Here is a 22,750-nt window from a genome sequence, read left to right on the forward strand (position 1 = left end):
CCGTGGCGCGTTCGTCGGGCGGACAGTTTGGCAAGGCGAAAGACGGCTTCAACGGCAACGCAGGCGCGTGCAATTGCCATTCTTGCCTTTGAGCCTCGCGCGTTCTGGAAACTTGCCCCACTTGCTGCTATTGGCCCATAAGTTTGAGCACAAGATCGAGGCAAGGAGAGAACGATGATCCAGGCAACATTCACCGACCGCAAAGTCATGGCCGAACTGGTGGCCAAGATGCTCTGGGAGATCAAGGCCGTTCACTTCAATGCCACCCAGCCCTACAAGTTCGCCTCCGGCATGGCGAGCCCCGTCTATATTGACTGCCGCAAGCTTCTCTCCTTCCCGCGCATCCGCTCGACGGTCATGGACTTCGCCGCCAGCGTCGTGTTGCGCGAGGCGGGCTTCGAGAAGTTCGATTGCATCGCCGGCGGCGAAACCGCGGGCATCCCCTTCGCCGCTCTTCTCGCCGACCGCCTCGGCCTGCCGATGATCTATGTCCGCAAGCAGCCGAAGGGCCACGGCCGCAACGCCCAGATCGAGGGCAACATGCCCGAGGGTTCGCGCGTTCTCGTCATCGAGGACCTGACGACGGCGGGCGGCAGCATGTTCAAGTTCATCGACGCGGTGCGCGCCGCCGGCGGCATTGTCGATCATGGCATCGCGCTCTTCTATTACGGCATCTTCGATGAAGGCGCGCTGCGCTTCGCCGATGGCAAGGTCAAGCTGCATTACATCGCCACCTGGCGCGATGTGCTGGCCGTCGCCAAGGAGCAGCAGCTGTTCGATCAGAACACGTTGAACGAGGTGGAATCCTTCCTCGACGCGCCGCTCGCATGGTCCGGCCGCAACGGCGGTATTTCATCACTTTGAGTGAATAATTGCTCACGGCGCTTTGCTTTTGCCACGAAGTTATCTAATCCAATTGAGCATCGACGGATCGTAATGCCCTTGGGAGACGGACATGATTTTGTGCTGTGGAGAAGCGTTGATCGACATGCTGCCGCGGGAGACGACGCTCGGCGAAAAGGGCTTCGCCCCCTATGCCGGCGGCGCCATCTTCAACACGGCGATCGCGCTTGGGCGTCTGGGCATTCCGACTTCTTTCTTCACCGGTCTCGCCGACGACATGATGGGCGAAATCCTGCAGGAGACGCTGAAGGCGAGCAATGTCGACTTCAGCCTCTGCGCCATCGCGCAGCGCCCGTCGACGCTCGCCTTCGTCAAGCTGGTCAACGGCCAGGCGACCTACGCCTTCTATGACGAAGGCACCGCCGGCCGCATGATCACCACAGACGATCTGCCCGTCCTCGGCGATGATTGCGAGGCGTTGCACTTCGGCGCCATCAGCCTGATCCCCAGCCCCTGCGGCGAAACCTACGAGGCGCTGCTCGACCGCGAGGCGGCCAGCCGTGTCATCTCGCTCGACCCGAACATCCGCCCCGGCTTCATCAAGGACAAGCAGGCGCACATGGCGCGCATCAAGCGAATGGCCGCCAAGTCCGACATCCTGAAATTCTCCGACGAGGACCTGGAATGGTTCGGCATGGACGGCAGCCATGACGATCTCGCCGCCCACTGGCTTCAGCACGGCGCCAAGCTCGTCGTCATCACCAAGGGCGCCGAGGGCGCGACGGGCTACACGAGCCAGCGCAAGGTTACCGTTCCCAGCCAGCGCGTCACGGTGATCGACACCGTCGGCGCCGGCGATACCTTCGATGCCGGCGTTCTCGCTTCGCTGAAAATGGATGGTCTGCTCACCAAGGCGCAGGTTGCCTCGCTCGACGAAAAGGCGCTGCAGAACGCGCTTTCGCTCGGCGCCAAGGCCGCCGCCGTCACCGTCTCCCGCGCCGGCGCCAACCCGCCATGGGCCAACGAGATCGGCCTCTGAGCCTCACGGCAATTGATCGAGGAAGCCGAGCACGGTCCGATTGAACTCATCGGGCCGCTGCAGCGGCGCGAAGTGGCTGACGCCCTCCAGCGGCACGAAGGTCGCGCCGGGAATGCTGCGCACCAGATGGGCGGCATGTTCCGGCTTGATGAACTCGTCCTTGTCGCCGAGCACCACCGTTACCGGCACACGGATGCGGTTCAGGTCGGCCGCCGAATAATTCGGCTCGGTCGACATCATCAGGCTCACATCCTCGACGAAACGGTCGAACTGATCCGGCGTCGGCGAGAGCGCCTCGTAGTCCATCCGATGCCTGTTGAAGCAGCGATCGATCACGGGCGTCGGCACGAAGGGCTTTACGCCTGATGGGTCCATGCTGCAGGCGAAAAAGAACACGCCGTCGACACGCTCAGGGTGCTGGTCGGCGAGGATCACCGCCGTGCACGCCCCATCGCTCCAGCCGACAAGCGCTGCCTTGTCGATCTCCAGATGATCCATCACGGCAAGCACGTCCGATGCCATCAGCTCGTAGGTATAGGGCTTGCCGTCCCGCGTGCTGCGGCCGTGCCCACGGCTGTCGATCACCACCACGCGCCGCCCTGATCGCAACAGCGCCGGCACCTGGTAGCCCCAGTTGCCGCTATTCCCGAGCCCGCCATGCAGCAGGATCACAGCCGGCCCGGAGCCATAGGCGCTGTACCAGATATTGGCGCCATCATGCGTGACCATGCCGTCGTCACCTTCAGGCAAAGCCTCCGCTCCCTGTGCCGCAAATCGCTCCAGCTCGTCGTCGGTCATATCGATCCTCCCAATCCTTCATTCTCTTTAGACGGATGACGCGGCTTGATCTCGACACCTCGACCTAAATTATCGTCGCGCCGCCCGAACTAAGCCTTGCCCCGCGCCGCCTTCATGGCCTCGCGCAGTACCTCGTAAACCCTCGGGTCTTCCGTCTGCGAAACATTGAACCGCATGAAATCGGTCGCCGTCTGCGACAGGCTGAACGCATTGCCCGGCGCCAGCACCACGTCCCGCTCCAGTGCGGCGCGCGCCACATCGGCGGCGTCGATGCCATCTGGCAGCCGGCACCACAGAAACATCCCCGCTTGCGGCTCGATCCAGGGCACGATGCCGAGGTTCTTGAGCTTGCCCGAGACATCGAACATCGTCTTCGATAGCCGGCTACGCAGTGTGTCGATATGCTTGCGATAGCTGCCGTCACTGAGCACGCTCAAGACCAGTTGCGCCGCATGCCGCCCGCCGCCGAACGAGGTGGCGATCTTCAGATCCGTCAGTCCGCCGATCCAGTCCGGCTTGGCGGCGATGAAGCCGCAGCGCGCCGAGGCCGACAGCGTCTTCGAGAAACTGCCGATATGGATGACGCGCTCCAGCCCGTCGAAGGCGGCGAGCCGTGGCGCCGTCACGTGCTCGAAATCGGTGAAGATATCGTCCTCGATGATCGTCAGGTCGAACTGCTCGGCAATCTTCAGCACCCGATGCGCGGTTACCGGCGAGAGGATGGCGCCGGTCGGGTTATGCAGCGCCGAATTGGTCACGTAGAGCTTCGGCCGGTGTTCGGCCACCACGCGGGCGAAGACGTCGATATCGGGGCCGGAGGGCGTGTAGGGCACGCTGACGATCTTGGCGCGGTGGGCGCGCAGCAGGGCGTGGAAATTGAAATAGCAGGGATCATCGACCATCACGGTATCGCCCGGCTCGATCAGGAAGCGGCAGAGCAGGTCGATCGCCTGGATGCCTGACTCCGTCAGGATGATCTGGTCGGGCGAGGCGCCGATCCCCTTGTCGGCCATCCGCCGCGCGATCAGCTGCCTGAGCGGCGGCAATCCGAGCGGCGATCCGTAGGCAAGCAGCACCGGCCCGTCGGCGCGCGCCAGCGCCCGCACGGCGCGCCGAACGCCATCCTCCGGAAGCCATGCCGGCGGCAGCCAGCCGCAGCCCGGTTTCAACCCGATATCGCCCGCCTCCAGAGACTGGCGCGACACCCAGAACGGATCGATCTCCCGATCGAGACGTGGCCCGACTTCCGACAGCGCGAAGGGGGCGGCCTGGTTGGCGACATAGAAGCCGGAGCCCGGCCGCGACAGGATCGCGCCCTCGGCAACCAGCCGCTCATAGGCCTCGACGACGGTCGATGTCGAAATCTTCAGCGACCCCGCAAGCGCCCGCACCGAGGGCAGCTTCGCCCCCGCCGTCAGGCTGCGGCCGGCGATGCGCTGCCTGATCGTGTTCATCACCATCGCCACGCGGGTCGTGCCAACGACTACGTTATCGGCCATCCGTACTGCTCTCCGGTGCATAACAGTTTGGCGAAACCGTACCATACCGTAACTGGCATGGCCACGCCGTGAAGGACCATAAGATGGCTATTGATCGTGAAGGAGTGTGCCATGGACCGCACGGCGGCCGGTTGGTTGAATGGTTTTATCGGTGTTCTGATCTTCAGCGGCTCGCTGCCCGCGACGCGCATGGCGGTGATGGGCTTCGATCCCGTCTTTCTCACCGTCGCCCGCGCGGCGATCGCCGGGCTGATCGCGCTGGCGTTGCTCGCGCTGTTTCGCGAAAGGCGGCCGTCGCTGAGCGACCTCCCGTCGCTTGTTATCGTCGCCTTCGGCGTCGTCATCGGCTTCCCGCTGCTGACCGCGCTGGCGCTCACCCGCGTCACCTCGGCGCACTCCATCGTCTTCATCGGCCTGCTGCCGCTCTCGACCGCGATCTTCGGCGTCATTAGGGGTGGCGAGCGTCCGCATCCGGCCTTCTGGATCTTCTCCTGCCTCGGCAGCGCGCTGGTCGCGGGTTTCGCCCTGTCGCAAGGCGTAACCGCTGCCCCGCTCGGCGATCTCCTGATGCTGGCCGCCATCATCGCCTGTGGCCTTGGCTATGCCGAGGGCGCCAAGCTGTCGCGCCGGCTCGGCGGCTGGCAGGTCATCTCCTGGGCGCTGGTTGTCTCGCTGCCCGTCATGCTGGCGCTCGCGCTCGTCAATCTGCCGCCGTCGTTTGCGGTGATCGCTGCGCCCGCCTGGGCGGGCCTCGCCTATGTCTCGCTGTTCAGCATGCTGATCGGCTTCTTCTTCTGGTATCGCGGTCTGGCGCAGGGCGGCATCGCGGGTGTCGGCCAGCTGCAACTGCTGCAGCCCTTCTTCGGCCTGCTCTTGGCGGCCACGCTGCTGCGTGAGCAGGTCAGCCCCATCATGCTCGTCGTCACCATCGCCATCGTCGGCTGTGTTGCCGGCGCCAAGAAGTTCGCTCGTTAGCGCGTTGCAGGTGAGAATGGATTTGCATTTTGCCGCGTAAGCGCGCCTGCTGATTGCGCCGCATCGCTCGGTGTGGCGCAATCAGGGAGCTTGAAATGGCAAAGGGTCAAATCCGTAGCACGCGTGAAGCGCGCAAGCCGAAGAAGGACAAGTCCGCTCCGGCAGTCGCCTCGCAGCCGGGATCGCAGGTCAAGCAGGCCGCGAGCACCGTACCATCAGGCAAGGGCGCCAGGCCCTGACCGCCATCAAGGGGTGGTCCTGAGGCAGTCATATCGCCCAAATAGAAAACGCTCCCGCGGCGGTCACCACGGGAGCGTTTGTTGAACGTTGCGCGCGTTACTTGGCGAGCTTCGCCAGTTCGGCAACGAGGCCCTGCGTCGACGAATCGTGGCCGGCAGCGCTTTCCTTGCCTTCGATGACGGGCAGCAGGCCGGTCGCCAGTTCCTTGCCGAGCTCGACGCCCCACTGGTCGAAGGAGTTGATGCGGAACAGCACGCCTTCGACGAAGACGCGGTGTTCGTAGAGTGCCACGAGGCGGCCGAAGGCAAACGGCGTCAGCTTGTCATAGACGAAGGTGATCGACGGGCGGTTGCCGGTGAAGACGCGGTGCGGCGCGATGAAATCGGCCTGCTTGTCGTCCATGCCCTTGTCGGTCAGCTGCTTCTTGGCCTCCTCGAAGGTGCGGCCCTTCATCAGCGCTTCCGACTGCGCGATGCAGTTTGCCATCAAAAGCTGGTGCTGGTGGCGCAGCTCCGGCTCGAAGCCGTTGGCGGCGATCATGAACTCGGCCGGGATCACGCTCGTACCCTGGTGGATCAGCTGGTAGAAGGCGTGCTGGCCGTTGGTGCCGGGTTCGCCCCAGACGACGGGGCCGGAATTGCCCTCGACCGGCGTGCCGTCGATGGTCACGCCCTTGCCGTTCGATTCCATGTCGAGCTGCTGCAGGTAAGCAGGGAAGCGCGACAGGCGCTGGTCGTAGGGCAGGATCGCGCGGGTGGCGTAGCCGAGGACGTTGCGATTGTAGAAGCCAATGAGGCCGAGCAGGATCGGCAGGTTCTTGGCGATCGGCGCCGTGCGGAAGTGGTTGTCGATCGAATGCGCGCCATCGAGAAACTTGCCGAAGTTCTCGGGGCCAACGGCGATCATCAGCGGCAGGCCGATGGCCGACCAGATCGAGTAGCGGCCGCCGACCCAATCCCAGAAGCCGAACACGCGTTCGCTCTCGATGCCGAAGGCGGCAACCTTGTCCAGCGCCGTCGAGACGGCCGCGAAGTGATGCTGAACGGCGGCTTCGCCGAGCGCATCGGCGATGAACTTACGCGCCGTCTGGGCGTTCGTCATCGTCTCGATGGTGGTGAAGGTCTTGGACGCGACGATGAAGAGCGTCGTTTCCGGCTGCACCAGCTTCAGGATGTCGGCGATATGCGCGCCATCGATGTTGGAGACGAAGTGCGCGCGCGGGCCGTCATGATAAGGCGCCAGCGCCAGCGTCGCCATGACGGGGCCGAGGTCGGAGCCGCCGATGCCGATGTTGATGACGTCGGTGATCGCCTTGCCGGTCGCGCCCTTCAGCGCGCCCGAGCGGATGCCGTCGGCGAATTTGCCCATGGCAGCGAGCACGCCGTTGACGTCAGGCATCACGTCCTTGCCGTCAACCAGAACCGGGGTGTTCGAGCGGTTGCGAAGGGCGGTGTGCAGCACTGCGCGGTTTTCGGTGAAGTTGATCGCCTTGCCCGAGAACATCTCGTCGCGCTTGGCCTCGACGCCACCGGTCTCGGCGAGCTTGACCAGAAGGGCCAGCACTTCGTCGTTCACTGATGTCTTCGAGAAATCCATCAGGAGGTCGTCGAGCGAGGCGGTGAAGCGCGAAAAGCGTTTCGGATCGGCCGCGAAGGCAGCACGGATATCGGTGGCCTTGGTGGCAGCCGCGGTGCTTTTCAGTTGGTCGACGATGGCATTCATGGGAGGCTCCTTTGCAGGGCGTGAGGGTCGCGGAAACTATTCGCTTTACCGGGTGCAAATCAAGTTGTGTCCGAAACTATTCATAAAATGCGTGCGCACGTCGCGCTTGATACGCCAGCGCAGTCGGGCTATATTGGAGAGGTTGCAGGCGGAGCGGTAACTCCACCTGCTGCGCTTACTTAGGTATGGAATGTGACCCGGACGCTGAGTGACCAGCTCGTCCGGGTTTTCCTTACCGTAAGCGTGACGCTAAGCGGTCGAAACCACATATCATCACCTCCCGTTCTGATGGCAAGGCTCTTGCCGAAGTCGGCGCGACCCATCCTCGCCGATAGGTCGCATCGCCGCGACCTGTGCTGCTTCTGCCTCAAAACAAGCGGATAGCAGCACAGTTTTGGGTTGTGCTCAATTGTGAAAATATTACGTGCGCAGATCCTTGCGCAGGATCTTGCCGACCGGCGACTTCGGCAGTTCGGTGCGGAACTCGATGAAGCGCGGCCGCTTGTAGTTGGTAAGGTTGGCCACGCAATGCGCCTTCACATCCGCCTCGGTCAGGTCAGGATCCTTGCGCACCACGAAGAGTTTCACCGCCTCGCCGGAATGCCCATCGGCCACGCCAACGGCGGCGGCTTCCAGGATGCCCGGGTGCATCGCCGCCACTTCCTCGATCTCGTTTGGATAGACGTTGAAGCCGGAGACGAGGATCATGTCCTTCTTGCGGTCGACGATCTTGGTGTAGCCGCGGGCATCCATGAAGCCCATGTCGCCGGTGCGGAAATAGCCGTCGGGGGTCATGGCGCGCGCCGTCTCTTCCGGCTTGTTCCAGTAACCGGCCATCACCTGCGGTCCGCGAATGCAGATCTCGCCAATCTCGCCGAGTGGCAGCGACGCGTCGTCCTCGTTGCGGATATCGAGATCGGTGGAGGAGATCGGCAGACCGATCGAGCCGGTGAATTCGGGCGAATCGAAGCGGTTGGCGGTGGCGACCGGCGATGTCTCGGAAAGACCGTATCCCTCGGTGATATGCGATCCCGTGATCGTCAGCCAGCGCTCCGCCACCGGCCGCTGCACGGCCATGCCGCCGCCGAGCGAAATCACCAGCGACGAGAAGTCGACCTTGGCGAAATCGGGATTGTTCATCAGCGCGTTGAACAGCGTGTTGAGCCCTGGGAAGACATGGACGTTGGATTTGGAGAATTCGCGCACCAGGGCAGGGATGTCGCGCGGATTGGCGACAAGAATGTTATGGGCGCCAAGCGACATGCCCATCAGCGAATTCACCGTCAGCGCGAAGATATGGTAGAGCGGCAGCGCGCAGAGGAAGTTCAGCACATCCGGCCGCTGGCGCTTCTCGAAGGCGGATTTCAGCCAGAGTTCCAGCTGCAGCTTGTTCGACAAGAGGTTCTTGTGCGTCAGCACGGCGCCCTTGGCGATCCCTGTCGTGCCGCCGGTATATTGCAGGAAGGCAATGTCGCTGCCGACAAGACCTGATGGCTTCAGCGTCGCGCCGTCACCCTCGCCAAGCACCTGCTTGAAAGTCTTGTGCCGTGGGATAGACCATGCGGGAACGAGCTTCTTCACCTTGCGGACGAGAAGATTGACGATCAGCCCCTTGGCGCCGAGCATTTCGCCGAGCGAGGTCACCACCACATGGCGCACGTCGGTATGATCAAGCACCTGCTGAACGGTATGGGCGAAGTTCTCCAGAACGAAGATCGCCTTGGCGCCGGAATCGCGCAGCTGGTGTTCCAGTTCGCGCGGCGTATAGAGCGGGTTGACGTTCACCACCACAAGCCCGGCGCGCAGGATGCCATAGACGGCGATCGGGTTCTGCAGCACGTTCGGCATCATCACCGCGACGCGATCGCCCTTCTGCAGGCTGCTTGCCTGCAGCCATGCCGCGATCTTGCGAGTCTGGCTTTCCAGCTGGCGATAGGTGAGCGTTTTGCCCATGCTGGAAAAGGCGATGCGGTCGGCATAACGCACGCAGGATTCCTCAAGCAACTCCGCCAGTGATTCGTATTCCAGCGCCGGAAGCTCGGCCGGTACGATCGCCGGATAGGTGGCAAGCCACGGCTTATCGGGCCTTTCACCGCCAGGATGGGCGGAAATGCTGTTCATCGTGTCTCTCTCCCTGTCGCTGCCGGCGGGGCGCCCGTCGAAACTACTGGATGATCCTCCATCCTCCAATACGGCAGCTTATGTCATTGCTCGAATGGTTCAAGCAACATGAAGCTACAATAACCTTGACGTAAACGTCAATATTGCGACGCCCGCCAAAATTGCGGATCAAATTCGGGAACAACGGGCATCGGGCGACGTTTTCAATTCATACGCTTGGCGCAACGACAGCCAGGCACGAGGAACCAACCGAAAGGGAGTAGAGACATGCTGCAACAGGACAACGACAAGACCCTTCGCGACCCGAACGTCAAGGATACGCACACGCTGATCGCCAGCGACCGCGTGGAAGGGACCCGTGTCTACGGCGCCGATGGCAAGCACATCGGCTCGATCGAGCGCCTGATCCTCGGGAAGAGGGATGGCCGCGTCGCCTATGCGGTGCTGAGCTTCGGCGGCTTCATGGGCATCGGCCACGATCACTATCCGCTGCCCTGGGAAAAGCTGTCCTACGATACGCAGCTGGATGGCTACCGCATCGACCTGACCAAGGAACAGATCGAAGGCGCGCCAAGCTACGCGGATGATGACGACACCTGGTACAACGACAACGGCCGCCGCGTCTATGACTACTACGGCGTGCCGCCCTACTGGATGTAAGTCTCCCGCGAGGCCGGAACGGAAGGGTCCCGCCGCGTGCGGGATCCACCGACGGCCACAAAAACCTCCGGCGAAAGTCGGAGGTTTTTGCATGAATTGCGCCGGTCTATCTCAAGCCGCTGAAACGAGATCGTTGGCCGAACGCAGCACCGTCCCCACCACGATATCGGCCACACCGATCGCCGCCGGCGTATCCACCTCGAACACATGCGTCTCGCCCGGTAGAAGCGTGATCAGCATCGTATCCACCACCGCATCCGGATCGAGACGGTCGGCCATCAGGCAGAGATCCTTCAGCAGGCTTACGGCGGTCACCGCGACCGCGTAACCGCCCTCCCGCTTGCTGACCTCGATCCTCATCTCCGGCTTCGGCAGCTTGAGGTCGATATCCTCGACGAAATAGTGAAACGCCCGCCGGTCCAGCATATCGACGACGACCATTTCATTGCCGGGATCGTCGGCGGTCGCGATATCCTGAGGCAGCGTGAATGCCTTCGCCTCGAACCGGTCGCAGAGCAGCCGCCAGAATTCGAACTCGGCCAGAACAGTTCCATCGAGCCGCAGCCGCTTGCCCGATATCTTCGCCCGCCAGAACAGCGTCCGCTCGTTGACGGCAACGGCGGCGAGCCCGCCTTCGCGCGGCTGGATCGTCAGAAGCCTGGGATCGAAAGCCTGCCGCATGGCATACCACAGCGGCTTGCGTCGGCCTGCCGAATCCAGTGCCGCCCAGGACGTCACCGGCCAGCAGTCGTTGAACTGCCAGACGACCGCACCCTTGCAGATATCGCGATGCGAGCGCATGTGCTCGACCGCGAAGCGGATGGCGCGCGCCTGGTTCAGCTGCGTTGCGAAGTGCCAGTCGTCCATCGTCCGTGGCTCGGGCAGATGGCCGGCCAACCCACGGATCAGTTTGTCGTTGCCCTGCGTCGCCTTCTGGTGATGGAAGACGCCGTTGGAGACGGGCGTCAGCGGCGCGTCGTGCACGCTTTCTTCCAGTGTCGCCCAGTTGGGCGGTGCCTGCCAGCCGAATTCGGAGCAGAAGCGCGGGATATAGTTGCGGTAGATCTCGTAGCCCACGTCGTTCCACACATCCCAGATGTGCTTGCACCCATGCGCATCCGCGTTCGGCTCGATCTCCATCGTGCCGGAATAGGGGCTGCCGGGATAGTAGGGTCGGTCGGGATCGAGCTCGGCGCAGAGCCTCGGCAGGATATCGAGATAGTAGCCGAGCCCCCAGCTCTCGCCGTCCTTGATGATCGGCCGCCAGCCCCACTCGTCGAAGCCCCAGATATTCTCGTTGTTGCCGTTCCAGACGATCAGGGACGGATGCGGCATCAGCCGCGCGACGTTGTCGCGCACCTCCGCCTCGACCTCGCCACGAAGCGGCTCCTCCTCGGGATAGGAAGCGCAGGCAAACAGGAAATCCTGCCACACCAGCATGCCCACGCGGTCGCATTCCTCGTAGAATTCGTCCCGCTCGAAGATGCCGCCGCCCCATACCCGCAACAGGTTGATGTTGGCGGCCTTCGCCTCGTCGATCCGCGAGGCATAGCGCTCGGCCGTGACCCGCGAGGGGAAGCAATCGTCGGGGATCCAGTTGGCGCCGCAGACAAACAGCGGCACGTCGTTGATCACGAAGGTAAAGGCCGAGCCATGCGCGTCCGGGGAGGTGTCGAGCCGCACCGATCGGAAGCCGATCTGCTTCACATAGTCGTCGAGCAGTTCATCGCTCTTGCCATCGAGCAGTTCGACCCGCAGCGGATAAAGCGGCTGCGCGCCGAGATGATGCGGCCACCAGATTTGCGGCGAGGGCACGCGCACCTGAAAACTGACCTCGTCGCTTCCGGCCGCGACGATCTCGCTATGCATGACGCCGCCGATGCTCGCCGTGATGCGGCAGTCGCCGGCGTCGCCGGCGTCGCCAGCGCGCGCGATCCTTGCCCGCACCGTCACCAGCCCGTCTCCACCGGCAAGCGTCGCCGAAACCAGCGTTTCGGCAAGCCGCGCCTTAGCCCAGCGCTCCAGCCGCACCGGCTTCCAGATCCCCGCCGTCACCAGCGTCGGCCCCCAGTCCCAGCCGAAATTGCAGGCCATCTTGCGCATCAGGTTGCCGGGGCCGGGATAGTTGTTCGGTCGGTAGCCATAATGCGCTTCCATCTCCCCGCCGTAGGCGTACGCCGAGCGGAAGGTCACGACCAGCTCGTTGCCCTCGGCCTTCAGGCGATCGGAGACGTCGAAGCGGTAGGTCCGGTGCATGTTGAACGTCTGGCCGATCTCTTCGCCATTGAGCGAGATCGTCGCCACCGTATCCAGCCCGTCGAAGACAAGCTCCTGCACGAGATCGGCATCGGGCGATGCGTCGAAGCCGCAATGATAGGTCCAGTCCTCGCGGCCGATCCAGTCATTGGTGATCTCGTTGACATCGACATAGGGGTCGGGGATCAACCTGCTCGCCAGAAGGTCAAGATGCACGCATCCGGGCACATGCGCCGGCACCGCTTTCGGCAGATCAGGCTTTCCTGCAACGTTGCAGTTGAGGGTCCAGCCGGTATGCAGGTCTGTCTTTGATATCATCGGGGTCTCTTAGAGATAGCGGCCGTGGCGCTGCAGGACTTCGATCTTGTAGCCGTCGGGATCGGTGATGAAGAAGAACAGGGCAAGCAGCTTGCCGTCGCGGTTGAGTTCCGTGAGCTTGCCGGGATTGAGCCCGGCTTCCGTCAGCCGCTTGTGCTCCACGGCGACCTCGTCGACCGACACCGCCAGATGCCCGTAGCCGTCGCCGAGATTATAGGGTTCAACGCGGCCCTTGTTGACGGTCAGTTCAAGCTCGAAGCCGGTCTCGCTGTTGCTGAGATAGATCAGCGTGAAGGTGTCGAAGTCGATGCGGTCGGCGACCTCGAGCCCGAAGACCTTGCCGTAGAATTCGACCGAGCGCGCTTCGTCGAGAACGCGGATCATCGAGTGAATCATCTTGGCCAAGGCTGCCTCCATCGTGCGTATCAGGCCGCTTCGGTAGCTGCTGCCTTAGGCGGTGTGCAAGCCCATTCTTCGCGTCATCGCGCTTTCCGCCAGTCCCACCGCGTCATAGATCAGGAGCGCCATCAGCCCGACGATCAGGCCGCCCTGCAGGATGAAGGCGGTGTTATCCGATATCAGCCCGGCGATGATCACTTCCCCAAGCCCCTTGGCCGCCACCGTCGAGCCGATCGTCGCCGTTCCGATATTGATCACGGTCGCCACCTTCACGCCCTCGATGATCAGCGGCAGCGCCAGGGGGAGCTCCACCTGGAACAGCCGCTGCGTCGGGTTCATGCCCATGCCGTCGGCGGCATCGAGCACGGCGGGAGACACCTGGCGCAGGCCGGAAATGGTGTTCTCGAAGATCGGCAGCAGCCCGTAGAGAAACAGCGCTACCAGCGTCGGCCCGGCGCCGAAGCCCATGGCCGGCACAGCCAGCGCCAGCACCGCGACCGGCGGAAAGGTCTGTCCGGCATTGGCGATGGCGCGCGACAGCGGCAGGAAATCGGCGCCGCTCCGCCGCGTCACGAAAACGCCGCCCAGAATGGCGACCACGGCGCTCCCGACAATCGAGATCAGCACCAATTGCAGATGCCCGAGCGCCAGAAGCGGTAGGCTGCTTTGCGTGTAGACGGCGGGCGCGTCGTTCTTGGTGAGCGGCGTCAGCAGGAAGGACAGCCACTCCGTCCGGAACAACAGGATCAGGAGCAGCGCCAAGGCCGCGACGCGAAAGAGATTGGCGGTCAGCAGCTTCATTCCTTGCGGCCCAGCTCCAGCAGGTGCGACATCGAGATCGAGCCGATGGCCGCCTTCTTCTCGTTTTCGACGGCCGCCTCGTCGATCCCCTGCCAGATCATCTCAGCCAGCGCGTCGCGCAGGCTGAGCGATTGCGGCAGGCCGTGGTCGAGCCCGGCCTTGGCGGGCGCCATGCCCGATGTCAGCGGCAGCAGCGACATGCGCTTCAGCGCCCGGTCCGTCGTTCCGGTCAGCTGCTGCACGAAGGGGTCGGCGGGTTCGGTAATGATCTTCTCCGGCGTCGAATATTGCAGCAGCCCGCCACCGCGCATCACCGCGATCCGGTTGCCGAGGTGGAAGGCCTCGTCCATGTCGTGGGTGACGAGAATGATCGTCGTCCCGAACTGCTTCTGGATCGCCAGAAGGTCGTCCTGCGCCTTGCCGCGAATGACGGGATCGAGCGCGCCGAAGGGTTCGTCCATGATCAGCACCTCCGGCCCCGCCGCCAGCGCCCGCGCGACGCCGACGCGCTGCTGCTCGCCTCCGGAAAGCTGATGCGGATATTTCCTGGCGAAGGATTTGGGCTCGAGATTGAATAGGCCGAGCAGTTCGTCGACGCGCGCATCGATCCTGCCACGCTCCCAGCCGAGCAGCTGCGGCACCGTCGCGATGTTCTGCGCCACCGTGCGGTGTGGAAAGAGGCCGTTGCCCTGGATCACGTAGCCGATATTGCGACGCAGTTCCGTCTCCGGCACATCGGCCACGTTGCGCCCGCCGACGCGGATTTCGCCCGAGGTCATCGGCACCAGCCGGTTGATCATCCGGATCAGCGTCGACTTGCCGGAGCCCGAGGTGCCGACGATGACGGTGATCTCGCCCTTCTCGACCGCCATCGACACGTTGTCGACCACGGTCGTATCGCCGTAGCGCTTGGTGACGTTGCGGATGTCGATCATGCTCATGCGGCAGGTCCCCGTATGCTGTCGGCGACCGCATCGAGAATGACGGCCGAGGAAAAGGCGAAGATGACGGTCGGCACGGCGCCGAGGAGAACGAGGTCCATGGCCGTCTGGCCAAGCCCCTGGAAGATGAAGACGCCGAACCCGCCACCGCCGATCAGCGCGGCCACCGTTACCAGCCCGATCGCCTGCACCAGCACGATGCGGATACCGGTGAGGATGACGGGCAGCGCCAGCGGCAAATCGATGCCGGTGAGGATCTGGCGCCGCGTCAGCCCCATGCCGGCGGCTGCGTCGCGCACGGCAGGATCGACGCCCTCGAGACCGACCACCGTGTTGGCCACGATCGGCAGCAGCGAGTAGAGCACCAGCGCGATCAACGCGGGGGCCGCGCCGATGCCGCTGATCCCGATCGCGGCAGCCAGCGGAACTTGCGCCGCGAGATAGCCGAGCGGCAGCATCAGCAGGCCGAAGAGCGCGAGGCTCGGGATCGTCTGGATCAGGCTCAACCCCTGCAAGAGCGCCGCGCGAAGCCTGGGCACCCAGAAACAGGCGATGCCGAGCGGCAGGCCGATCAAGACCGAGATCGCCAGCGACCCGAAGGCCAGCTGCACATGCGTCCACGCCTCGGCCCAGAACTGGTCGCCGCGATTGGCGAATTCGCGCATGATCGAGAGACTGTCGAGCAGCCCCGACCAGAGAAAAACACCGAGCAGACAGGCGTAGGCGATGAGCGCCGCGACCCGCATCCATGGGCGCAGCCGCACCTTTACCAGCGCATCCGATATGATCAGCGCCGTCACCGCGAGCAGCACCCAGAACCCACCGCCCGGCGTCATGCGCGCCGCCGTGCTGCCTTCCGGCGTAAACGACGTCGCCACGAAGCCGATCGCAGCCAGCAATGCCGCCAGGCAGAGCGTCGAGATCGCAAGCCGCGCATAGGCGTTTTCGAGAAACAGCACCGCGCCGGCCGAGAGAACGAGGAGCAGTGTGAGGATTAGGACGGCGGGCTGGTCCAGAAGCTGCATCAGCAGCATCGGCTTGCCCGATGCGATCCGGTTCGCCTTCACGTAGATGAATGGCAGCAATCCCGCCGCAACGACGCCTGCCGCCACGAGAACGACGCCGAGCCGGTCCAGTCTGCGGACCGCTAAGGTTTCTTCCATCGATCCATCCCAGCCTGGAAGCAAAACGGCTCCGCACCCATGGCTGGATACGGAGCGTCGGCGATTACTTCAGGAAGCCTTTTTCCTTCAGGTAGGCCTCGGCAACGCTCTTCGCCGGCTCGCCATCGACCTGGATCTTGCCGTTCAGCTTGCGCAGCTCGTCGGCCGTCAGGCTCTTGAAGATCGGCGCCAGGATTTCTTCTATCTTCGGGTTGGCCTTCAGGACCTCCTCGCGGATGATCGGCGTCGGCGCATAGACCTGCTGCACGCTCTTGTCGTCTTCGAGAACGGTGAGCTCGGCGGCCTCGATCGCGCCGTCAGTGCCGTAGACCATGGCGGAATTGGCGCCGTTCGTCTGGTCGGCGGCGGCCTTGATCGTCGCGGCGGTATCACCGCCCGAGAGCACGATTTCCTGCTCCGGCTTCAGTGTGAAGCCATATGTCGTCTGGAACGCCGGCAGCGCGCCGGCGGTGTTGACGAACTCGGCCGAGGCCACCAGCTTGGCCTCGCCGCCACCGGCAACCCACTTGCCGAAATCGGACATGCTCTTCAGCTTGTTTTTCCCGGCAACATCGTTGCGCACGGCGATCGCCCATGTGTTGTTGGCGGGCGAGGGCGTCAGCCAGACGATCTTGTTGGCGTCGTAATCCAGCTTCTTGGCCATGTCGTAGCCCTGCTGGATGTTCTTCCAGGCGGCATCGTCGGGCTTGTTGAAGAAGAAGCCGGCATTGCCGGTGTATTCGGGATAGATGTCGATCTCGCCAGCGGTGATCGCCTTGCGCACCACGGGCGTGGCGCCGAGCGCGATGCGGTCCTTCGTCTTGATGCCATTGGCGTTGAGCGCCAGCGCGATCACGTTGCCGAGCAGCGTGCCCTCCGTGTCGATCTTCGAAGACACCACGACATCCGCCGCCTGCACCGCACCTGCAGTCAGTGCGCAGAGCGATACCGCAAGGGCTATTCTTTTCAGCATGACCATCCCCTTATTCCTTGAAAGCGCGGCAAGCCTTGGCGCAAGGCGAACCGCTACAGACTCCCCGGCGAAGACAGCTGGCTGTCGGCGACCGATCCAATGTTTAACTGACATAGTGTGTACGATTGAAAAATCGATGCGATTGCGAAAATACTGTTCACGATAATGTCCAATCGATCGATGGTTGCTGTCTTCAGGTCTCCGCTCGCAAATCCAACTCTGCGATGCTAACCGGAAGATCAGGCTTAGGCTTGGACGATCATGAGGGTACGAGGGAGGAAAGCGTGACAATCTTGCTTGAGGTATGCGTGGATAGCCCGCGCGGTCTGGCGGCGGCCATAGAAGGCGGCGCCGATCGTATCGAACTGTGCTCGGCGCTTGAAATCGGCGGGCTCACGCCTGTCGCCGGCATGATGAAGGCGGCCGCCGCCGCGCCCATCCCCGTCTACGCGATGATCCGCCCGCATGCCGGCCCCTTCGTGTTCGACAGCGGCGACGAAGCGGCGATGATGGCGGATATCGATGCCGTCAGAGCCTTCGGCCTCGCCGGCGTGGTCATCGGGGCAAACCGTGAGGACGGCACGCTCGACATGCCGCTGCTGCGCCGCTTGAAAGCGCATGCCGCCGGCCTCGGCTCGACCCTGCATCGCGCCTTCGATCTCGTTCCCGATCCCGACGCGGCCTTGGAGCAGGCCGTCGAGCTCGGCTGCGAGCGCATCCTCACTTCCGGCTGCATTCCCAAGGCCATCGACGGCCTGGAAACATTGACGCGGCTGTCGAGGAAGGCGGCCGGGCGGATATCGATCATGCCGGGCAGCGGCGTGCGCCCCGCCAACGCGCCGCAGATCCTGCGCGCCACCGGCGCCCGCGAAATTCACGGCTCCTGCAGCTCGCCTGTGAGCAATGTCGATCCCCGCGCCGTCGCCTTCGGTTTCGAGGCCGCATCGCCCAACCGGACGGACGCGTCCATCGTGCGCCAGATGCGCGAGGCGATCGACAGTCTTTAGCCGACTTTGATGACGGCCTTGATCAGGCCGCTCTTCTCATGCGCCCAGCGCGCCAGATCGCGCGGCGTATCGGAAAGCGTCGTGCGGTGGGTGATCAGCCGGTCCACTGGCACGAGGCCGTTGGCGATCGAGGCCGCCACATGCTCGAAATCGATCCGCGTCGCGTTGCGGCTGCCGATCACCATCATCTCGCGTTTGTGGAACTCGGGGTCCGAAAAGCGGATATCGTCCTTCACGACGCTGACCAGAACCAGCGCGCCGCCATGCGCGACGAACTGGAACGCCTTTTCCATCGACGGGCCGTAGCCGGTCGCGTCGAAAACGACGTCGAAGCCGTCCCCGCCGGTTTTCGCCTTGACCGCGTCGAGCGTCGTATCGTCGGCGATGATGCCGGATGCGAAGCCGAAGCGTTCGGCGGCCATCTCCAGCCGCTCGGCACTGGTGTCGAGCAAGGTCACGTCATGGCCGGCGATCCGCGAAAAGATCGCGGCCCCAAGGCCGATCGGACCGGCGCCGATGACCAGCGCGCGCGAGCCTTCAGGCGAAAGCGATCGGCGCACGGCATGCGCCCCGATCGCCAGGAATTCCACCGTCGCCGCCGCCTCCAGGCTCAGCCCCTGGGCCGCATAGAGATTGCCCGCCGGAACCGTGATCTCCTCGCAGAGCGCCCCGTCCGTGTGGACGCCGAGCACCTTGATATTGATGCAGCAGTTCGCCTTGTCCTTGCGGCAGGCCACGCATTGGCCGCACGAGATATATGGATTGACGATGACAGGCGTGCCGACCGCGATCTCGACGCCGGCGCCGGTTTCCACCACGGTCGCGGAGATCTCGTGGCCTATCACCCGCGGATATTCGAGAAACGGATGCTTGCCCTCGAAGATATGGTAGTCGGTGCCGCAGATGCCGACATGGCTGACGGCGAGCCGCGCCCAGCCTGGAGCCGGCGTGCCGGGGGAGGGGCGCTCGACGATCTCGAGAACACCCGGTTGTTGGCAAAGCACGGCTTTCATGACGGATCCTGCATTCGATTGAAAGGAAGCCGGCGGCAAGGCCGGCGCCTTATATTGGCGTTCAGGAGCTGCGGCGACGGCGCAGCTGGTCGAAGTAGACGATCACGATGATCAAGAGGCCGGTGATGATGCGCTGCCAGAACGAATTGACGTTGAGCAGGTTCGCGCCGTTGTTGATCGTGGCGAGGATGAAGGCGCCGATCAGCGGGCCATGCACGGAGCCGACCGCGCCGAACAGCGAGGTGCCGCCGATGACCGACGAGGCGATCGCCTGCAGTTCCCAGCCGTCCGCCTGCGTGGCGTTGCCGATGGCGATACGCGAGGCGAGCAGGACACCGACGAACGCCGCGAAGGTCGCCGACAGGATATAGGCCATGTAGATGATGCCGTTGACCCTGACACCCGACAGACGCGCCGCCTCGCGATTGGAGCCGACCGCGAAGAGATAGCGGCCCCAGCGGCTGAGATGCAGGAAGATGTAGGACGGGATCGCCACCAGCACGACCATCCAGAACAGGCTCGGGACGCCGAGGAAGTCGGCGCGGGCGAAGTTCGTGAAGGGCTCGTTGACGATGTTGATCGTCGAACCGTTGGTGATCAGAAGCCCGATACCGCGCAGCGACGTCAGCGTCGCCAGCGTGATGATGAAGGGCGGCAGGCCCATCTTGACGATGCCGAAGCCATGAAACACCCCGATCCCGACGCCGATCAAAAGCGTGATCAGGATCGCCGCCCAGACGGGGAAGCCCGCCTGCAGCAGCCATGCCAGGATGACGGTACAGAAGCCGACGATCGCGCCGACGGAAAGGTCGATGCCGGCGGTGATGATCACGAAGGTCTGGCCAAGCGCCAGGATCGCCGTCATCGCGCCCTGGCGCAGCAGGTTGGAGATGTTGAGCGGCGTCCAGAAGCTGGCGGTGACGATGCCGAGCAGGATCCACAGGAAGGCCAGAAGACCGATCAGGGTCAGGCCGAACAGGATGTTGACCTTGCGGCGCGGCGGCGGCGCGGCGATCTCGGTGGGGGTTACGGTCATTTTTCTCTCTCCCTCTTGTTCTTTTAGACGCCGATCGCTTCGCTCAGCACTTCTTCATGCGTGGCGGCGTGGAAGTCGTGGCTCGCCACGAGCTGGCCACTGCGGAACACATGCAGCCGGTCCGCCAGTTCGTAGACCTCGGGCAGGTAGGAGGAGATGAGAATGATCCCCGCGCCCTGCTTCAGCAGCTTGGCGAACAGCCGGTAGATTTCCGCCTTGGTGCCGACATCGACGCCGACGGTCGGTTCGTCGAAGATGAAGAGCCGCGCCCCATGGCTCAGCCACTTGCCGATGACGACCTTCTGCTGGTTGCCACCAGACATCGCCGACACCAGCACCCGACGGCTCGGCGTCTTGATCGCCAGGTCACGGATCTGCTGGTCGGCGTTCCTGCTTTCCTCGCCGTGGCTGATGACCGGTCCCTTGCTCAGCCGCTTGAAGACCGGCAGGTTGATGTTGAGGCCGATCGGCAGGTTGAGGCAGAGGCCCTGGTCGCGGCGGCTTTCCGGCGCCAGCGCGATGCCGAGCTCCATCGCGGTGCGCTCGTCCTTGATGTTGACCTTCTTGCCCATCCAGTGAATTTCACCGGCCGTGGTCTTTTCGCGACCGTAAAGGCCGAGGGCGAATTCGCTGCGTCCGGCGCCGATCAGGCCGTAAAGGCCGACGATCTGTCCTGCCTTCACCGAAAGCGACACGTTCTCGAAGCCCGGCCCGGACAACCCGCGGACATCGACGATGGTCTCGCCGATCGCAATCTCTTCCTTGTGATAGATCTGCTCGATCGAGCGGTTGATCATCAGCGCGATCAGCTCGTTCTCGTTGGTTTCGCCGATGTCGCGCGTTCCCACATGGGTGCCGTCGCGCAGCACCGAGACGCGGTCCGCCAGCTCGAAGACTTCTTCCATGCGATGGCTGATATAGACGATCGTCACGCCTTCGTTCTGCAGGCGGCGGATGAGCTTGAAGAGCTGCGCCGATTCCTGGCGCGTCAGATAGGCGGTCGGCTCGTCGAAGATCAGGAACTGCGTGCCGCGCATGGCGGCGCGGGCGGTCGCGACCAGCTGCTGCTGGCCGATCGTCAGGTCGCTCAAGGGCACGCCGGCCGGCAGGCCGAAGCCGAGATCGTTGAGGACGGCCTGCGCCATCTTCTCCATCTCCCGCTTGCGCATCAGGCCGTATTGATTGACCTCGTCGCCGAGGAAGAGATTGGCCGCCACCGTCAGGTGCGGGCAGAGAACGACTTCCTGGTGCACGGCGTTGATGCCGCGCGCGATCGCCTCGTTGGGCGTCGCCAGCGCGACCGGGCGTCCGCACCAGAGCACTTCGCCCGCCGTACGGGTGATGACGCCGGTCAGAAGCTTGATCAGCGTCGACTTGCCGGCGCCGTTTTCGCCGACGATCGCGTGGATCTCGCCGGCGAGGAAAGTGATCGTCGCCGGTTTCAGCGCCTGCACATATCCGTAATTCTTCTGCAATCCCTTGAGTTCGAGGATCGGGGCACCCGCGGGTACGCGGTCCGCCTCCTTCAGCTTGGCGCTGTCATCGTGGCGATGACTGACCTCTTCCAGGCTCATGTGCGTTTCCTCCTCGCGAATTGCCATGCCGTCCTTCGCCGTCCGCTCCTCCCTAGGAGTTCGGCTGAAGGGAAGAAAGGCCGCGCGGGATCGCTCCCGCACGGCCATCGTCAGTTCGTTACTTGACCTTCGGGTTCAGGAGAGCGTCGATCTTCGGGTCGCTCATATTGGCCTTGGTGACGAGGTTGGCGCCGGTATCGACCTTCTCCTCGACCTTTTCGCCCTTGGACACGGCAAGCGCGGTCTTCACGCCATCATAGCCCATGCGATAGGGGTCCTGCACGACGAGGCCAGCCAGCGAGCCGTCCTTGAGGAAGCCGACCGTCTTGTCGTCGCTGTCGAAGGCGATGACCTTGATCTTGTCGCCGAGCTTGTTTTCGGCGATCGCCTGGCCGACGCCCTGGCCGAGGATGAGGTTCGAGGCGAACGCACCCACGAGGTTCGGGTTGGCGGTGATCAGGTCGGTCATCATGTTGAGGCCGGTCGTCGCCTGGCCGTCACCGTACTTGTCGGCGATCACCTTGAGGCCCGGGTACTTGGTCTTCACCTGGTCCAGGAAGCCTTCGCGGCGCTGTTCCAGCGAGCCGACGCCCGGCAGGTTGGTGAGGATGACGACTTCGCCTTCTTCCTTGCCGGTCATTTCCTTGATCGCCGCCGCCAGGCCGTCGGCTGCGATGCGGCCGCCCTGGACGTTGTCGGTGGTGAGGAACGACTTGAAGGCCTTCGAATCCGCGGCCGAGTCAATGCCGATGATCGGAACGGACTTGGCGGCTTCGTCGATCGGCTTGCCGAGCGCCTTGAACTCGGTCGGCGAGATGACGATCGCCGCCGGCTTGCCGGCAACGGCGTTCTCGAGAATGCTGATCTGGCCGTTCACGTCGGATTCTGCCTGTGCGCCAAGCTCAGGAACGTTGACGCCGAGATCCTTGCCAGCGGCGCGGGCGCCGGCAAGCACGATCTGCCAGTAGAAGGACGTGGTGTCCTTGACGATGATCGGAATGGTCACGTCCGCCGCGAAGGACGGCATCGGCATGGCCGTTGCCATGACGGCTGCGCCCGCCATGGCGGTAAAGGCGCGACGCGAAAGAATGGACTTCATGCGCATGTTGGTTCTCCTCTCAGGTGCGTTCTCCTCCAGGAAATCTCTCGCGAACGCGAACGAGAGACTTTTATCGATAAAAAACATTTCCGAGTTCGAAGCTAGCCGAGGCCTGCCCTGATTGCAAGTCTGTGTGGGATAAGCCCTTTGGCTCTTTCCGCCCCGGTACCTGCCCCCGGTCTCCGACCGAGCAGCCGACGTCAAAGCGCCGGCAACTCGTTCTTCCATACCCTCCGGCCTTTTCCATCCAGGACCGGATGTCTCTCCAGGACA

General features: G+C 63.6%; 20 protein-coding genes. 6 read left to right on the forward strand and 14 right to left on the reverse strand.

The window, feature by feature from the left end:
- The first annotated feature begins 174 nt into the window (after positions 1-174).
- Together GGQ67_RS16580 and GGQ67_RS16585 are read left to right on the forward strand one after the other, a co-directional pair.
- Entirely contained in the window at positions 175-864 is a 690-nt protein-coding gene (locus GGQ67_RS16580; RefSeq protein ID WP_183901242.1) for an orotate phosphoribosyltransferase, read from the forward strand.
- 91 nt (positions 865-955) lie between these two features.
- A complete protein-coding gene (locus GGQ67_RS16585) occupies positions 956-1,882 on the forward strand; it encodes a carbohydrate kinase family protein (protein ID WP_183901243.1) in 927 nt (308 codons plus the stop codon).
- A 3-nt stretch (positions 1,883-1,885) separates the two neighbouring features.
- Here GGQ67_RS16585 and GGQ67_RS16590 read toward each other — a convergent pair whose 3' ends face one another.
- Entirely contained in the window at positions 1,886-2,686 is an 801-nt protein-coding gene (locus GGQ67_RS16590) for an alpha/beta fold hydrolase (RefSeq protein ID WP_183901299.1), read from the reverse strand.
- Positions 2,687-2,769: 83 nt separating this feature from the next.
- A complete protein-coding gene (locus tag GGQ67_RS16595; protein ID WP_183901244.1) occupies positions 2,770-4,200 on the reverse strand; it encodes an aminotransferase-like domain-containing protein in 1,431 nt (476 codons plus the stop codon).
- Positions 4,201-4,290: 90 nt separating this feature from the next.
- Here GGQ67_RS16595 and GGQ67_RS16600 point away from each other — a divergent pair, with 90 nt between their 5' ends.
- Entirely contained in the window at positions 4,291-5,154 is an 864-nt protein-coding gene (locus GGQ67_RS16600; protein WP_183901245.1) for a DMT family transporter, read from the forward strand.
- 95 nt (positions 5,155-5,249) lie between these two features.
- Positions 5,250-5,393: a hypothetical protein gene (locus tag GGQ67_RS16605; protein WP_183901247.1), complete on the forward strand. Its 144-nt coding sequence runs from the start codon at positions 5,250-5,252 to the stop codon at positions 5,391-5,393.
- A 97-nt stretch (positions 5,394-5,490) separates the two neighbouring features.
- Here GGQ67_RS16605 and pgi read toward each other — a convergent pair whose 3' ends face one another.
- Together pgi and GGQ67_RS16615 are read right to left on the reverse strand one after the other, a co-directional pair.
- Complete coding sequence (gene pgi, locus GGQ67_RS16610; RefSeq protein ID WP_183901248.1) at positions 5,491-7,116, reverse strand: glucose-6-phosphate isomerase; 1,626 nt, start codon at positions 7,114-7,116, stop codon at positions 5,491-5,493.
- Between the two features lie 420 nt (positions 7,117-7,536).
- Positions 7,537-9,237 (reverse strand): long-chain fatty acid--CoA ligase, encoded by a 1,701-nt coding sequence (locus tag GGQ67_RS16615; protein ID WP_183901250.1) that lies wholly within the window; start codon positions 9,235-9,237, stop codon positions 7,537-7,539.
- A gap of 267 nt (positions 9,238-9,504) precedes the next feature.
- Between GGQ67_RS16615 and GGQ67_RS16620 the strand changes: the two genes are divergently transcribed.
- Complete coding sequence (locus GGQ67_RS16620) at positions 9,505-9,897, forward strand: PRC-barrel domain-containing protein (protein WP_183901252.1); 393 nt, start codon at positions 9,505-9,507, stop codon at positions 9,895-9,897.
- 111 nt (positions 9,898-10,008) lie between these two features.
- On the opposite strand, the gene GGQ67_RS16625 is transcribed toward GGQ67_RS16620, so the two are convergent.
- The 6 genes from GGQ67_RS16625 to osmF form a co-directional block, all read right to left on the reverse strand.
- Positions 10,009-12,471 (reverse strand): glycoside hydrolase family 2 protein, encoded by a 2,463-nt coding sequence (locus tag GGQ67_RS16625; protein WP_183901254.1) that lies wholly within the window; start codon positions 12,469-12,471, stop codon positions 10,009-10,011.
- Between the two features lie 9 nt (positions 12,472-12,480).
- Positions 12,481-12,876 carry a VOC family protein gene (locus GGQ67_RS16630; protein WP_183901255.1) on the reverse strand — a complete coding sequence of 132 codons (396 nt, stop codon included), beginning with the start codon at positions 12,874-12,876 and terminating at the stop codon, positions 12,481-12,483.
- 45 nt (positions 12,877-12,921) lie between these two features.
- A complete protein-coding gene (locus GGQ67_RS16635; RefSeq protein WP_183901256.1) occupies positions 12,922-13,671 on the reverse strand; it encodes an ABC transporter permease in 750 nt (249 codons plus the stop codon).
- A complete protein-coding gene (locus tag GGQ67_RS16640) occupies positions 13,668-14,612 on the reverse strand; it encodes an ABC transporter ATP-binding protein (RefSeq protein WP_183901257.1) in 945 nt (314 codons plus the stop codon). Before GGQ67_RS16640 ends, GGQ67_RS16635 begins: the two co-directional genes overlap by 4 nt.
- Complete coding sequence (locus GGQ67_RS16645; RefSeq protein WP_183901258.1) at positions 14,609-15,775, reverse strand: ABC transporter permease; 1,167 nt, start codon at positions 15,773-15,775, stop codon at positions 14,609-14,611. The genes GGQ67_RS16640 and GGQ67_RS16645 overlap by 4 nt, the downstream gene beginning before the upstream one ends.
- 64 nt (positions 15,776-15,839) lie before the next feature.
- Positions 15,840-16,748 carry a glycine betaine ABC transporter substrate-binding protein OsmF gene (osmF, locus tag GGQ67_RS16650; RefSeq protein WP_183901259.1) on the reverse strand — a complete coding sequence of 303 codons (909 nt, stop codon included), beginning with the start codon at positions 16,746-16,748 and terminating at the stop codon, positions 15,840-15,842.
- A gap of 284 nt (positions 16,749-17,032) precedes the next feature.
- On the opposite strand from osmF, the gene GGQ67_RS16655 reads away from it, so the two are divergent.
- Entirely contained in the window at positions 17,033-17,755 is a 723-nt protein-coding gene (locus tag GGQ67_RS16655) for a copper homeostasis protein CutC (RefSeq protein WP_183901260.1), read from the forward strand.
- Here GGQ67_RS16655 and GGQ67_RS16660 read toward each other — a convergent pair.
- From GGQ67_RS16660 to GGQ67_RS16675, 4 genes are all read right to left on the reverse strand, one after another.
- Positions 17,752-18,768 carry a zinc-binding alcohol dehydrogenase family protein gene (locus GGQ67_RS16660; protein WP_183901261.1) on the reverse strand — a complete coding sequence of 339 codons (1,017 nt, stop codon included), beginning with the start codon at positions 18,766-18,768 and terminating at the stop codon, positions 17,752-17,754. The two genes, GGQ67_RS16655 and GGQ67_RS16660, sit on opposite strands and share 4 nt — an antisense overlap.
- A gap of 61 nt (positions 18,769-18,829) precedes the next feature.
- Positions 18,830-19,804 (reverse strand): ABC transporter permease, encoded by a 975-nt coding sequence (locus GGQ67_RS16665; protein WP_183901262.1) that lies wholly within the window; start codon positions 19,802-19,804, stop codon positions 18,830-18,832.
- 23 nt (positions 19,805-19,827) lie between these two features.
- Positions 19,828-21,405, reverse strand: coding sequence for a sugar ABC transporter ATP-binding protein (locus GGQ67_RS16670; protein WP_425503793.1), 1,578 nt, complete (start codon positions 21,403-21,405; stop codon positions 19,828-19,830).
- Positions 21,406-21,496: 91 nt separating this feature from the next.
- Positions 21,497-22,483 (reverse strand): ABC transporter substrate-binding protein, encoded by a 987-nt coding sequence (locus tag GGQ67_RS16675; RefSeq protein ID WP_183901264.1) that lies wholly within the window; start codon positions 22,481-22,483, stop codon positions 21,497-21,499.
- Positions 22,484-22,750 lie beyond the last annotated feature (267 nt).

The sequence above is a fragment of the Rhizobium metallidurans genome, assembly GCF_014196505.1.
GTDB classification, from domain to species: Bacteria; Pseudomonadota; Alphaproteobacteria; order Rhizobiales; family Rhizobiaceae; genus Rhizobium; species Rhizobium metallidurans.

Bases quoted from the DNA above. Each gene is read 5' to 3' on its own strand.
- GGQ67_RS16580 (WP_183901242.1), top strand. From the start codon at position 175: ATGATCCAGGCAACATTCACCGACCGCAAAGTCATGGCCGAACTGGTG.
- GGQ67_RS16585 (WP_183901243.1), top strand. From the start codon at position 956: ATGATTTTGTGCTGTGGAGAAGCGTTGATCGACATGCTGCCGCGGGAG.
- GGQ67_RS16595 (WP_183901244.1), bottom strand. From the start codon at position 4,200: ATGCACCGGAGAGCAGTACGGATGGCCGATAACGTAGTCGTTGGCACG.
- GGQ67_RS16600 (WP_183901245.1), top strand. From the start codon at position 4,291: ATGGACCGCACGGCGGCCGGTTGGTTGAATGGTTTTATCGGTGTTCTG.
- GGQ67_RS16605 (WP_183901247.1), top strand. From the start codon at position 5,250: ATGGCAAAGGGTCAAATCCGTAGCACGCGTGAAGCGCGCAAGCCGAAG.
- pgi (WP_183901248.1), bottom strand. From the start codon at position 7,116: ATGAATGCCATCGTCGACCAACTGAAAAGCACCGCGGCTGCCACCAAG.
- GGQ67_RS16615 (WP_183901250.1), bottom strand. From the start codon at position 9,237: ATGAACAGCATTTCCGCCCATCCTGGCGGTGAAAGGCCCGATAAGCCG.
- GGQ67_RS16620 (WP_183901252.1), top strand. From the start codon at position 9,505: ATGCTGCAACAGGACAACGACAAGACCCTTCGCGACCCGAACGTCAAG.
- GGQ67_RS16625 (WP_183901254.1), bottom strand. From the start codon at position 12,471: ATGATATCAAAGACAGACCTGCATACCGGCTGGACCCTCAACTGCAAC.
- GGQ67_RS16635 (WP_183901256.1), bottom strand. From the start codon at position 13,671: ATGAAGCTGCTGACCGCCAATCTCTTTCGCGTCGCGGCCTTGGCGCTG.
- GGQ67_RS16640 (WP_183901257.1), bottom strand. From the start codon at position 14,612: ATGAGCATGATCGACATCCGCAACGTCACCAAGCGCTACGGCGATACG.
- GGQ67_RS16645 (WP_183901258.1), bottom strand. From the start codon at position 15,775: ATGGAAGAAACCTTAGCGGTCCGCAGACTGGACCGGCTCGGCGTCGTT.
- osmF (WP_183901259.1), bottom strand. From the start codon at position 16,748: ATGCTGAAAAGAATAGCCCTTGCGGTATCGCTCTGCGCACTGACTGCA.
- GGQ67_RS16660 (WP_183901261.1), bottom strand. From the start codon at position 18,768: ATGAAAGCCGTGCTTTGCCAACAACCGGGTGTTCTCGAGATCGTCGAG.
- GGQ67_RS16665 (WP_183901262.1), bottom strand. From the start codon at position 19,804: ATGACCGTAACCCCCACCGAGATCGCCGCGCCGCCGCCGCGCCGCAAG.
- GGQ67_RS16670 (WP_425503793.1), bottom strand. From the start codon at position 21,405: ATGGCAATTCGCGAGGAGGAAACGCACATGAGCCTGGAAGAGGTCAGT.
- GGQ67_RS16675 (WP_183901264.1), bottom strand. From the start codon at position 22,483: ATGCGCATGAAGTCCATTCTTTCGCGTCGCGCCTTTACCGCCATGGCG.